Genomic DNA, 11,812 nt, shown 5'->3' on the forward strand with positions numbered 1-11,812 from the left:
CAAACGGATGGCCTCCGCTTTTTCCTCAGATGTAACAACCCGATATCCCATGATGATTCCTAAAGTCGACGCTCCTACATCATGGTCCAAAAACATTCGACCACTACACGGCAGCTCCTACATGGGATTGCGTACCACCGTAGGAGCTGCCGCAGGCTGCGATCTTTTCGTTGGGTATGTCGCTACAATCGGCTCTTTCCCCCAAGGAGCAAACATCCATGAGCGTTTCCCACCGCCGTCCGGTCCCTTTGCCCAAGGCTTATCGTTTGCTCAACCACGGGCCAACCGTGCTGGTCAGCGCCGCCCACGGCGGCGAGCGCAATATCATGGCGGCGGCCTGGGCCATGCCCCTGGATTTCGAACCGCCGAAAATCGCCGTGGTCTTGGACAAGTCCACCTGGACCCGCCAGTTGCTCGAAGCCTCGGGCACTTTCGTACTGAACGTTCCTTGCGCCGCGCAGGCCGATATCGTGCAAACCGTGGGCTCGACATCAGGCCTGGAACTGACCCGGGAACAGGGCCGTGACAAGTTCCAGACCTACGGCTTGCCGACCTTCGCTGCCGAGTTGATCGACGCCCCGATGCTCGAAGGCTGCGTCGCCTGGCTCGAATGCCGACTGTTGCCCGAGCCCGACAATCACCAGCAGTACGACCTGTTCCTCGCCGAAGTGATTGCCGCTCAGGCCGACGAGCGTGTGTTCAGTGACGGGCGCTGGCACTTCGAAGGGCAAGATGCATTGCGCACCTTGCACCATGTGGCTGGCGGGCATTTCTTGAAAATTGGTGATCCGGTAGACGGCAAGACCCTGGCACCGTAAACACGCGGTGGTTACACCCAGACGTCATTCTGAGCGGTACGTTCGCCACCTTCGCTTCCGGTGTTGAGTACGCCCTTGGGTTCGATCAGCAGGAGTTTCACCTCCTGCTCGGCGCATGGCTTGTGCTCGACCCCTTTGGGCACCACGTACATTTCTCCAGCGTTCACCAGCACGTGGCCGTCGCGAAAGTCGATGCGCAACCGGCCTTCGAGGACGATGAAGGTTTCATCGGTATCGAGGTGATCGTGCCAGATGAAATCCCCCAGCAACTTCACAACCTTGAACTGGTAGTCATTCATTTCGGCGATGACCCTGGGCGACCAGTGCGCATCGATCCTGGCGATTTTTTCAGCGAAGTTCAGGCTTTTGTAAGCGTGCATGGCGTGGCTCCTGTGGTTGCTTTGAGTCCACGATAGCCAGCCTGTCGGTGCAGTTCTTGTACGATTGTGCATCGCTTAACGGCGCTGCATTTTTCTCCACCGTGCGGGCGACAGGCCGTAGGTCTTGGTGAATTGTCGTGTCATGTGGCTCTGATCGGTGAAGCCTGCGATCAGCGCTGCACTGACCAGCGACTGTCCCTGAATGAGCAGTGAGCGAACCATATCCAGACGGCGCATGGTCAGATACCGGTAAGGACTGGTGCCGAACAGCAGGCGAAAGTCCCGTGACAGGCTCCAGCGATCCCGTCCGCTGTGCCGCTCCAGTTCTTCCAGGGTCACGGTTCGATCCAGTGCGCTGTGCATGAATTCGCGCGCACGCTCGGCTGCCACGTAGTCGAAGCTGAAGCGCCTGACTGTCATTCCGCCAGCCCTGTTCAAGGCCTGTGCCAGATCGAACAGCGCGTCCTGCTCTTCCAGCGGTTCAAGGGGGCAATCGAGACTGCGTAGCAGCATGGCCGTGGCAGCAAACAGGCGAGGGTCGTTGGATAGCCCGTTCTGGATGAATGGAAGGGGTTGACCGCCAAGTATCTGCTGGATCAGCGCCGGTTCGATGTACATCATCCGGTACTTGAAACCGGCCTCGGTGCCAGCCTCGCCGTCGTGGACTTCGTCCGGGTGCAGCACCATCGTCCCGCCGGGCAGGCTGTGACGCCAGCCACCGCGATACTGAAAACTCTGCACGCCTGCCAGCGTGTGACCGATGGCGTAAGTGTCGTGGCGGTGCATGTCGTAGCCATGGCCCGCAAAAAACGCTTCGAAACGCTGAAGGCCACCCACATCCGGTGCGCGGTGGAACCAGTCATTGTGAGGCTGTTGCCTGACCATGATTATCGTTGCCTTGAACTCGATACTGATCACGTTAACCCAGTGACCGATCCACTGTCTTCTCGCTGATGAACGGGTTCGGGCAAGTAGAAAACCTAAGGCAAATGCTGCAATGTGTTGCCCATCTTCAAATGCGCTGGCGGTGCTGACCATGGCAACGCTGTCCTTCAGTTGGTATTGCAGCGTCGCGCTATTGTTTTCGAGCCACCGGGTGACGGGCGCGTATAACCGCTCGCGCAAATGGCTGGACCGCTTTGCAGGGAGTTGCTACCTGCTCTTCGGTGCGCATCTGGTGGCCAATCGTTGAGGTGATTTGAATGAGCAAGCTGCGAGTAGGAATTATTTTTGGTGGGCGATCGGCTGAGCATGAAGTGTCGCTGCAATCGGCGAAAAACATCGTCGATGCGCTGGACCGTTCGCGCTTCGAACCGGTGCTGATCGGTATCGATAAACAAGGCCACTGGCACCTCAACGACCCGTCGAATTTCCTGCTGAACCAGGAAAATCCGGCGCTGATCGCCCTCAATCAATCCAACCGCGAATTGGCGGTAGTGCCGGGCAAGGCCAGTCAGCAACTGGTGGAAACTTCCAGTAAGGAACTGCTGGGCCACGTTGATGTGATCTTCCCGATTGTCCATGGCACCCTTGGCGAAGACGGTTGCCTGCAAGGCCTTTTGCGCATGGCTGATTTGCCGTTCGTGGGTTCCGATGTGCTCGGTTCGGCAGTGTGCATGGACAAGGACATCAGCAAGCGTCTGTTGCGGGATGCCGGGCTGGCGGTCACGCCATTCGTGACGCTGACGCGCAATACCGCGGCGCGTACGGGGTTCGCCGACGTGGTGGGCAAGCTCGGCTTGCCGCTGTTCGTCAAACCGGCGAATCAGGGCTCGTCCGTGGGCGTGAGCAAAGTGACCGATGAAGCCGAGTATGTAGCGGCGGTCGAACTGGCCTTGGGCTTTGATGAGAAAGTGCTGATCGAGTCGGCGGTCAGCGGTCGCGAGATCGAATGTGCGGTGCTAGGCAACGACGACGCCATCGCCAGCGGCTGCGGCGAAATCGTGGTGCGCAACGGGTTTTATTCCTACGACAGTAAATACATCGACGATACGGCCGCACAAGTGGTGGTCCCGGCCGACATCAGCGTCGAGGCCAGCGAGCGCATTCGTGCCATGGCGGTTGAGGCCTTTCACGTGCTGGGTTGTTCCGGGCTGGCGCGGGTCGATGTGTTTCTGACCGACAGTGGCGAAGTGCTGATCAACGAAATCAACTCGCTGCCCGGTTTCACCCGCATCAGCATGTACCCGAAACTGTGGCAGGCCGCTGGCATGACCTACAGTGAACTGGTCACGCGGCTGCTCGAGTTGGCAGTGGAAAAACACCAGGCTCGGCGGGCGCTGAAAATCAGTCGTTAAGCGGGGTGCGACATCGCGTCATGCCCGCTCAGACAGAATGTTGCTGTAAGTTGTATACAAAAATAAACAACAGAGGCTACAACTCATGAAGGTCAGCGCACGTAATGTGTTCAAGGGCACCATCAGCCAAGTACAGGCCGGTGCCGTCAATGCCGAAATATCCCTGAAGCTGCCCGGTGGTAATCAGTTGGTGGCGGTGGTCACGATGGAAAGCGTGAAGAGCCTGGGCCTGGCGGTCGGCAAGGAAGCGGTCGCGCTGGTGAAAGCCCCGTGGGTCATGCTGATGACCGACTCCAGCGACATTCGCCTCTCGGCGCGCAACTGCCTGGAAGGCAAGGTCACCAGCGTCACCGATGGCGCGGTGAATGCCGAAGTCGTTATCCAGCTCGATGGTGGCGCCGAGGTGTACTCGATCGTCACACGCGATGCCGTGACTGAGCTGGGCTTGAAACCGGGCGTGAGCGCGACAGCGGTGATCAAGGCGTCGCACATTATTTTGGGTGTTCCGGCCTGATTGCAGGGGCTGTGGGTACTGATCAGGCCTGCTTCACAGGTTTGATCAGACTCTGTGCCGGTATTCCGAATAGATCGTGAAGCTTCCATATCATCGGAAGGGTCAATGCACGCTTGCCATTCAGTACTTCATACACCCGGTTTGTCCGGCCAATAGCTGGCGCAAGGTCAGCAGCAGATAGCCCTGACTGCTCCATTCGGAATTTGATTGCATCAATCGGATTGGGCAGATCCACCGGAAACTGTTTCGTTTCATAGGCTTCAATCAGTGTGATCATGATGTCGAAATAATCACCCTCGGGAGTGCCAGGTTCTGGTTCGTTCTCGAACAGTGCTGACACGCTTTTGAGCGCTTCGCGGTAATCCTCGTCGGTATGAATCGGACGAATGTTCATGGGTTACTCCATCTCGACGGTATCAGCGTCGATCGTGTCGTACTGTTTGTGAGTACCGAATACTGCTCCGAGACTTTAACCAAGACGCAGTGCTTCGCGGGTAGGAAAAGGCAGCGCGTGATCATAGATCTGGCCTTGTTTCCCATAAAAAAGGGCCTACCAACCGGTAGGTCCTTTTCATTTCTGCATAAACCTCAATCCCCCAACGCTTCCCCTTCACGCCGCGGATCCGCCCCACCCGCCAGCGACACATTCCCTTGCGCATCCTTGACCCGAACAATCGCCTGGGTGCCGCTGGTCATGTCGATCTCGCTCACGTTGTGGCCTTTGTCCTTCAGCGCCTGGATCAGTGCCGGACTGAACTGTCCGCGTTCAAGTTCGGTTGGGCCGTTGCGGCTGCCGAAGTTGGGCAGGTTGATCGCCGTTTGCGCATCGAGGTTCCAGTCGAGCAGGCCGACGGTGGACTTGGCGACGTATTCGATGATTTGCGAGCCGCCGGGTGAGCCGACGCTGGCGACGAATTCGCCGCTCTGACGGTCGAAGATCAGCGTTGGGGCCATGGACGAGCGTGGGCGTTTGCCCGGTTCGACGCGGTTGGCGACTTTTTGGCCGTTCTCTTCGGGGATGAAGGAGAAGTCGGTCATCTCGTTGTTGAGCAGGAAGCCCTGCACCATGAGGTGCGAGCCGAAGGCGGACTCGATGGTGGTGGTCATGGACACGGCGCCGCCCTGATCATCGACGGCTACCACTTGCGAGGTGGAGATGCGCAGCGGCGAGCGGTCCGGTGCGTAAGCCACTTGAATGCCCGGAGGCGTGCCCGGTTGGGCCGTGCCCATGCTGCGCTCACCGATCAGGGCGGCGCGGCTGGCCAGGTACGTCGGGTCTACCAGGCCTTTCACGGGCACCGGCACAAAGTCGGTATCGGCCACGTATTGCGCGCGGTCGGCATAGGCCAGGCGCTCGGCTTCCGATATCAGGTGCACAGCGTCGGGAGTGGGTTCGATGCCGGCAGGAGCGTCGGTTTTGACCGGTTTCATCGGTGCCAGGGCCAAGCGCTTATCGCGTGTCTCCAGGGCTTGCAGGGTGCCGAGGATTTGCGCCACGGCAATCCCGCCCGATGACGGCGGCGGCATACCGCACACCTGCCAGCGTTTGTAATCGGTACACAGGGGCGCGCGCTCCTTGGCGCTGTAGTGGGCGAGATCGTTCAGCGACAGGCTCCCGGGGTTGGCGTGGCCCTGAACCTTGGCGACGATTTCCTGCGCGACAGGGCCTTTGTACAACGCATCCGGTCCTTCCTTGGCAATGCGGTGGAACAACGCGGCCAGCGCCGGATTCTGCAGCAGGGTGCCGCTGGCTTTCGGGCTGCCGTCGGCATTCAGGAAGTAAGCCATCATCTCGGGCGAGCGAGCCATGGACCTGTCCGAGGCGATCAATCCGTGCAGGCGTGGCGAGATGGAGAAACCTTGCTCGGCGAGTTTGATCGCCGGTTCGAACAGTTGCGCCCATGGCAGGCGCCCGTGTTGTTGATGAGCAAGCTCAAGGGCGCGCAACACGCCCGGTGTTCCCACCGAACGACCACCGATCTGCGCCTGGGTGAACGCCATCGGTTGTCCGTCGGCTTGCAGGAAAAGCTTTTCGGTGGCACCGGCCGGTGCTGTTTCGCGACCGTCGTAGGTACGCACTTTTTTACCGTCCCACAGCACGATCAACGCGCCACCGCCGATGCCCGATGATTGCGGTTCGACCAGCGTCAACACGGCTTGCATCGCAATCGCCGCATCGATGGCCGAACCGCCGCGACGCAGCATCTCGCGCCCGGCCTCGGCTGCCAGCGGGTTGGCGGCTGCGGCCATGTGTTTTGTGGCATGTCGGGTCTGCAGGTCGATGCGATAACCGGAAGCGCTTTCCGGCGCGAGGGGCAGCGTCGGGGCCGAAGCGTTGTGGCAGGCGCCGAGGGTTAACGCAGCAGCGATCAGCGCGATGGCGGACGCACGATGGCGGCTCAAGTGGAAGGCTGAGAACACGCGGGGCACTCCATCCGTGAGGTAAATGTATCGGGGACTTTATCGGCCACCACCGAGTGACGCAAACCGGGTCCCACGACAAAGACGCTTTGGTCCTTCATCAACGGGCGGAATTTCTGTAGGGTCGTTGCCAACAGGCAAGCCAAAAGATCAACAAGAGGCAGACATGCAGACCGAGTTCCCGACCCAGCCCAGCTACCGCTCTCAGCGTGAACAATTCCTTGCGGCGGCGACTGCGGCCGGGGCGACACTGACCGAGTATCCGCACCCGCTCAAAGGGCCGTTCGGCGAGTCTTTGAGTACCGATGTCGCGGTGCTTGGCGATCCTGGCGCCAAACGCCTGCTGATCGCGCTGAGCGGCACTCATGGCGTCGAGGGCTTCTATGGTTCGGGTTGTCAGATCAAGTGGCTGCAGGAGTTGGGCAAGCGTACGCTGCCGGCCGATGTTGCCGTTGTGATGATCCATGCCATCAACCCTTGGGGCATGGCGTGGTTGCGGCGGGTCAACGAAGACAATATCGACCTGAACCGCAATCATCTGAACTTCCAGCGTTCGTTGCCGGATAACCAGGCTTACAACACGCTGCATGCAATCTATGCCTGCGCGCAGTTGCGAGGCCCCGAGCGTGATCGCGCCGATGCCTTGCTCGATGAGCAGATTCAACAGCACGGCTGGCCGGCGGTCATGTCGATTGTCGAAGGCGGGCAACATGCTCACCCCGATGGACTGTTTTACGGCGGCCTGGCGCCGAGCTGGTCGAACCGCACGCTGCACCAGATCATGCAAAAACACGTGGCCCATGCCGACACTGCCATGTGCTTCGACTTGCACACCGGTGCCGGCGAGTATGGACATCCGATGTTGCTGACCATCACCGAGTCTGCCTATCCGGCGTTGCCGGATGCTCAGGCGATCTATGGTCCGTGGCTTTACGCCTTGCAAACAGGCGCGGACACCGTGAGCGAAACCGGCGTGGCGGCGACGGCCACCGGCTACACCTCGCAGGCGCTGCTCTATGCCTTGCCGCAGGTGCGGTTGATGCCGTTTGTCATTGAGTGCGGAACATATCCGGGGCCGAACGTGCATCGTCATCTGCGCGATGATCACTGGCTGCATCTGCATGGCAATCCAAGTGATGCGACAGGGCGCGAGATCAAGCTGAATCTGCTGGAGCAGTTCTATCCGGCTGATAGCGATTGGCAGGCGATGGTCTGGCTGCGGACCTGGCAGATCTGGGAGAGGGCGTTGTCGGCATTGCCGACGGTTCGAGTCTGATCGACGAGCGTCTGCGGTTCAGGGATTCCTGTATCCGCAGCGCACTTTTCTCGAGGCATAAAAAAACGGCCTACCTTTCGGTAAGCCGTTTTTAGTACTTGGTGGCTACACAGGGACTTGAACCCCGGACCCCAGCATTATGAATGCTATGCTCTAACCAACTGAGCTATGTAGCCAAGTGGCGCGCATTATTCACCGGTAATGCAGATGCGTCAAGCGTAAATCTAAAATATTTCTCTACACTTTCAACCGCTTATCCTCCTGAGCCGAAAAACCGGCCCGGAGGAGGGCGTCAATTGAGCTGAAATCTGCCGGTATTGGCACTCAAGGCCTTGCTGCCCTGGCTCAAGGTGTCTGCCGCCAGGTTCACGGCCCGTGCGCCTTCGAGCAAGCGAACTGCCGCCTGATCGACTTGCTGGATGTTACCGCTGACTTCGTCGGCGGTGCTCGCCTGTTCGTCGACGGCCGTGGCGATCTGCGCCAGTGTGTCGGTGACGCCCTGCACGGCGCTGGCAATTTCTCCCAGACGTTCACCGAGACCGGTGACGGCTTGCGCGTCGGATTGTGCCTGGCCGCACGCCGCTTCCATCAGGCTGACCGCTTCGTTCACCGTACTGCGCAGGCTGTCGACCGTGCCAGCGATCTGGGCGGTCGAGGACTGAGTACGTTGCGACAGGCTGCGCACTTCGTCGGCCACCACTGCAAAACCGCGTCCCTGTTCACCGGCACGGGCCGCCTCGATGGCGGCGTTGAGCGCCAACAGGTTGGTCTGCTCGGCGACGCCGCGAATGGTGTCGACCACCAGTTGGATCTGCTGTCCTTGTTCGCTGACGCGACCGAGGGCTGCGGCGGTGTCGTTCAAGCGCTGATTGAGCTGCTGGATGCTGGCTGTCGTGCGTTGGCTGTCACGGCTGCTGTCGGCAGCAATGCGCTGGGTGTGCTGAGCGCTGCCAGAGGCGCGTTCGCAGCTCTGGGCCACGCCTTGTGAGGTGGCCGCCAATTGCGTCGCTGCTGCGGCGATCTGGCTGATCTGCAATTGCTGGGCTTCGACCTCGCCGAGGGCGTCGCTGGAATGATGATTGAGGGTTTGCACCGCATTGCTCAGTTGCAGGGTCTCGTGATCCACGCCAAGCAAACTCGTACGTAGCTGCACCACGGCCACATTCAGGGCTGTGCTGATGGCGGCCAGCTCATCCCGGCCTTGAACCGGCGCTTGCAGGCTCAGGTTGCCGTCGCGCAAGGCTTCGGCCAGTAGGGTGATGCCGCTGGCGCTACGGCGAATCGATGCCTGCAAACAGATGAACAGGTACAGCGCGGCCAGCAGCAGGCAACCGAACACAGTCGCCACCACAATGAACTGCCGGATCGCTGAGTCATGGTAGTAATCCAGACGCTGATCCAGCGACTCCAGCGATTGCTGGCGCAATGCGGCGAGGTTGGCGAGGAGGCCATCCAGGCTGCGCTCGAAGTCTTCCGGTTTCAGGTTGATGCTGCCGCCGAACACGCCGTCATCCAGGACCTTGAGGCCTGAATCGAGCTGCTTGAGGCTGTCATGGTATTGCCCGGCCCAGGTTTGCAGGGCGCTAGGCAACCGTGCTTCGAGCAAGCCTGCGGTTTTCACCAACTGCTCCCTGGCATCGCCAATGCGGCTGCGCAGATCACGCAGTTGCAGACGACTTTGCAAAGTGAACTGCCCGGACACGACCGAGGCTTGCCCGACCGCTGCGAGGCGACCGACACGCTCGATCAGGTCCGGGGCGTGCTGGGTGGAGATCTGGGTCAGCAAGTACGTTTCCAGCCACGGCGCCAGCGTCAGGCGATTGTCCATGGCGATCTGTTCGCGCAACGCTTGCAGGGCAGTCAAGGCGTTGGTGAAACGGTCGTAGCCATCCGGCCACCAACCGACGCTGCTCAGGCTTTTCGAGTCGAGGCCGTTGAGGGCTGTTTGCAGGGCTTGAAAGCGGGCCAGGGTTTCATCCTTGGCTTCGTCTTTTTGCAGCGCTGTGCCGAGGTCGGAAGCAGCCTGGGCTACAGCGGGCTGGACGGCATCGAAGGCAGCCATGGCGGCAAGGGTGGCGGGTGTCGGTTGGCGATTGGTTTCGGTTGCACGCCAACGTGCGGCGCGATCGCGTTGGGCCGACAGGAGGTTATCCAGCGCATCGAGGGCAAGCAATTGACGAACCCCGGCTCGTTCGCCGGAGATCAGGTTCAATTTGTCGCGATAGTCCTGGCCGATCATCCACAAACTGCCGGCCAGTGGCAGGATGAACAGCAGAAATAACAACTGGAATTTGCGGGCAAAGCCAAAACGCCCCAGCAGTCCGATCCCCGGTGATAAAAAAGCCTGCATGCCCCATGACTCCTATAGACACCACGCACCAATGGCGTGCATCGAGATTCTCGCGAACCCGATTTGTGCCCCTTAAAAGGCCTCGAAAGTTCACCCTCGTCAGCTCTGTAGGCCGACTCTGTAGCGAAACTTCCCATTCTCGGTCCCCTTTGTAAGGGGGCCGCGTTGAAGCGGATAAGCAAGGCAAGATTCAGACCATGGCTTTGCGCTATCACGGTTTTGACGATGAAAATCGAGGTCGTTAGCAGGCTAAGGGGATGGCGCTCGCGCACCTGAAAATGGCACATTGGCGCACCTGCCGCTTGCACCCCTCTGTTGTATGGAAAACCCCATGGCTATCAGCAATACCCAGACCGGCTCAGTGCCGGCGTCCGCTACGCCTCAAAGCAGCCCATTGGTCATGCGCATCATCGGCGCAGTGGCGCTGGCGCATTTGATCAACGACCTGATTCAATCGGTGCTGCCGTCGATCTACCCGATGCTCAAGGCCAACTATGGCCTGACGTTTACTCAGGTCGGGCTGATCACCCTGACGTTTCAACTGACGGCTTCGCTGTTGCAGCCGTGGGTCGGTTATCACACCGACCGCCATCCCAAGCCATGTTTATTGCCAGCGGGCACTGTCTGCACGTTGGTCGGGATTGTGATGATGTCGGTGGTCGGCAGCTTCCCGATGATCCTTCTGGCGGCGGGGCTGATCGGCATCGGTTCTTCGACGTTCCACCCGGAGGCTTCGCGCGTGGCGCGACTGGCCTCGGGCGGGCGCTTCGGGCTGGCGCAATCGACCTTTCAGGTCGGCGGTAACGCGGGCTCGGCGTTTGGTCCGTTGCTGGCGGCGGCGATAATCATTCCCTACGGCCAAGGCAATGTGGCGTGGTTCGGTTTGTTCGCGGTGTTTGCGTTGTTCGTGCTGTACCGGATCAGCCGCTGGTACGCCAATCACCTGAACCTGTTCAAGCTCAAGCAAGGCCAGGCCGCGACTCACGGTTTGTCCAAAGGGAGGGTGATCAGTGCCTTGGTCGTCCTCGGGTTGCTGGTGTTTTCCAAGTACTTTTACATGTCCAGCCTCACCAGCTACTTCACATTCTACCTGATCGAGAAGTTCGACCTGTCGGTGGCCAGTTCGCAGTTGCATCTGTTCCTGTTTCTCGGGGCAGTGGCGGCGGGGACGTTCTTCGGCGGGCCGATCGGCGACAAGATCGGGCGTAAGGCGGTGATCTGGTTCTCGATCCTCGGCGTGGCGCCGTTCACGCTGTTGCTGCCGCATGTCGACCTGTTCTGGACCAGCATTCTCAGCGTGGTCATCGGCTTCATCCTCGCCTCAGCCTTCTCGGCCATCGTCGTTTATGCGCAGGAATTGGTACCAGGCAATGTCGGAATGATCGCCGGGGTGTTCTTCGGTTTGATGTTCGGCTTTGGCGGGATTGGGGCTGCGTTGCTGGGGCATCTGGCGGATATTCACGGGATTGAGTACGTGTATTTCCTGTGTTCATTCTTGCCGTTGCTGGGTGTGCTGGCGATCTTCCTGCCGCGTACAAAAAGAGTGTGAGATCAAAAGATCGCAGCCTTCGGCAGCTCCTACGCCGATCATCTGTAGGAGCTGCCGAAGGCTGCGATCTTTTGATTTTTTGTCTAGTCCTGAAATAGGTTTACACCCGCTTCACCCTAACGCCCGATGCACCGCATCGGGCGTTTTGTATTTTAAAGACAGGTGCGGCCGCTCCTGGTTGTAGATCCTGATCGCCTCCCGCACCAT

The 11,812-nt window shown here is 59.7% G+C and carries 11 protein-coding genes, 1 tRNA gene and 1 pseudogene; 6 read left to right on the forward strand and 7 right to left on the reverse strand.

Features of this window, described 5'->3' with window-relative positions; all coding sequences use genetic code 11:
* Nucleotides 1-218: 218 nt before the first annotated feature.
* Nucleotides 219-818 (forward strand): flavin reductase family protein, encoded by a 600-nt coding sequence (locus ACM110_RS29835; RefSeq protein WP_416130609.1) that lies wholly within the window; start codon nt 219-221, stop codon nt 816-818.
* Nucleotides 819-829: 11 nt separating this feature from the next.
* Here ACM110_RS29835 and ACM110_RS29840 read toward each other — a convergent pair whose 3' ends face one another.
* Both ACM110_RS29840 and ACM110_RS29845 read right to left on the reverse strand, forming a co-directional pair.
* Nucleotides 830-1,198 (reverse strand): cupin domain-containing protein, encoded by a 369-nt coding sequence (locus ACM110_RS29840; protein ID WP_416130610.1) that lies wholly within the window; start codon nt 1,196-1,198, stop codon nt 830-832.
* Nucleotides 1,199-1,273: 75 nt separating this feature from the next.
* Nucleotides 1,274-2,083, reverse strand: coding sequence for an AraC family transcriptional regulator (locus ACM110_RS29845; protein WP_416130611.1), 810 nt, complete (start codon nt 2,081-2,083; stop codon nt 1,274-1,276).
* Between the two features lie 121 nt (nt 2,084-2,204).
* Between ACM110_RS29845 and ACM110_RS29850 the strand changes: the two are divergent.
* From ACM110_RS29850 to ACM110_RS29860, 3 genes and pseudogenes are all read left to right on the forward strand, one after another.
* A pseudogene (locus tag ACM110_RS29850) lies at nt 2,205-2,390 on the forward strand (lysine transporter LysE); the annotation flags it as partial.
* A gap of 10 nt (nt 2,391-2,400) precedes the next feature.
* Nucleotides 2,401-3,495, forward strand: coding sequence for a D-alanine--D-alanine ligase (ddlA, locus tag ACM110_RS29855; protein ID WP_416130612.1), 1,095 nt, complete (start codon nt 2,401-2,403; stop codon nt 3,493-3,495).
* Nucleotides 3,496-3,580: 85 nt separating this feature from the next.
* A complete protein-coding gene (locus ACM110_RS29860) occupies nt 3,581-4,009 on the forward strand; it encodes a TOBE domain-containing protein (protein WP_338583026.1) in 429 nt (142 codons plus the stop codon).
* A gap of 22 nt (nt 4,010-4,031) precedes the next feature.
* On the opposite strand, the gene ACM110_RS29865 is transcribed toward ACM110_RS29860, so the two are convergent.
* Both ACM110_RS29865 and ggt read right to left on the reverse strand, forming a co-directional pair.
* On the reverse strand, nt 4,032-4,403 hold the full coding sequence (locus ACM110_RS29865) for a helix-turn-helix domain-containing protein (protein WP_416130613.1): 372 nt from the start codon (nt 4,401-4,403) through the stop codon (nt 4,032-4,034).
* Between the two features lie 194 nt (nt 4,404-4,597).
* Nucleotides 4,598-6,430, reverse strand: coding sequence for a gamma-glutamyltransferase (gene ggt / locus ACM110_RS29870; RefSeq protein WP_416130614.1), 1,833 nt, complete (start codon nt 6,428-6,430; stop codon nt 4,598-4,600).
* 166 nt (nt 6,431-6,596) lie between these two features.
* Here ggt and ACM110_RS29875 point away from each other — a divergent pair, with 166 nt between their 5' ends.
* Nucleotides 6,597-7,706, forward strand: coding sequence for a DUF2817 domain-containing protein (locus ACM110_RS29875; RefSeq protein WP_416130615.1), 1,110 nt, complete (start codon nt 6,597-6,599; stop codon nt 7,704-7,706).
* Between the two features lie 99 nt (nt 7,707-7,805).
* Here the strand turns inward: ACM110_RS29875 and ACM110_RS29880 are convergent.
* Both ACM110_RS29880 and ACM110_RS29885 read right to left on the reverse strand, forming a co-directional pair.
* A tRNA-Met gene (locus ACM110_RS29880) sits at nt 7,806-7,882 on the reverse strand.
* A 116-nt stretch (nt 7,883-7,998) separates the two neighbouring features.
* Entirely contained in the window at nt 7,999-10,056 is a 2,058-nt protein-coding gene (locus ACM110_RS29885; RefSeq protein ID WP_416130616.1) for a methyl-accepting chemotaxis protein, read from the reverse strand.
* A 331-nt stretch (nt 10,057-10,387) separates the two neighbouring features.
* Between ACM110_RS29885 and ACM110_RS29890 the strand changes: the two genes are divergently transcribed.
* A complete protein-coding gene (locus tag ACM110_RS29890) occupies nt 10,388-11,605 on the forward strand; it encodes an MFS transporter (RefSeq protein ID WP_416130617.1) in 1,218 nt (405 codons plus the stop codon).
* Nucleotides 11,606-11,716: 111 nt separating this feature from the next.
* Here the strand turns inward: ACM110_RS29890 and ACM110_RS29895 are convergent.
* On the reverse strand, nt 11,717-11,812 hold a 96-nt coding region (locus tag ACM110_RS29895), incomplete at its 5' end, for an integrase core domain-containing protein (RefSeq protein WP_416127929.1).

It is taken from the genome of Pseudomonas sp. NFX98 (genome assembly GCF_047784845.1).
Classification (GTDB): Bacteria; Pseudomonadota; Gammaproteobacteria; order Pseudomonadales; family Pseudomonadaceae; genus Aquipseudomonas.

Bases quoted from the DNA above. Each gene is read 5' to 3' on its own strand.
- ACM110_RS29835 (WP_416130609.1), top strand. From the start codon at position 219: ATGAGCGTTTCCCACCGCCGTCCGGTCCCTTTGCCCAAGGCTTATCGT.
- ACM110_RS29840 (WP_416130610.1), bottom strand. From the start codon at position 1,198: ATGCACGCTTACAAAAGCCTGAACTTCGCTGAAAAAATCGCCAGGATC.
- ACM110_RS29845 (WP_416130611.1), bottom strand. From the start codon at position 2,083: ATGGTCAGGCAACAGCCTCACAATGACTGGTTCCACCGCGCACCGGAT.
- ddlA (WP_416130612.1), top strand. From the start codon at position 2,401: ATGAGCAAGCTGCGAGTAGGAATTATTTTTGGTGGGCGATCGGCTGAG.
- ACM110_RS29860 (WP_338583026.1), top strand. From the start codon at position 3,581: ATGAAGGTCAGCGCACGTAATGTGTTCAAGGGCACCATCAGCCAAGTA.
- ACM110_RS29865 (WP_416130613.1), bottom strand. From the start codon at position 4,403: ATGAACATTCGTCCGATTCATACCGACGAGGATTACCGCGAAGCGCTC.
- ACM110_RS29875 (WP_416130615.1), top strand. From the start codon at position 6,597: ATGCAGACCGAGTTCCCGACCCAGCCCAGCTACCGCTCTCAGCGTGAA.
- ACM110_RS29885 (WP_416130616.1), bottom strand. From the start codon at position 10,056: ATGCAGGCTTTTTTATCACCGGGGATCGGACTGCTGGGGCGTTTTGGC.
- ACM110_RS29890 (WP_416130617.1), top strand. From the start codon at position 10,388: ATGGCTATCAGCAATACCCAGACCGGCTCAGTGCCGGCGTCCGCTACG.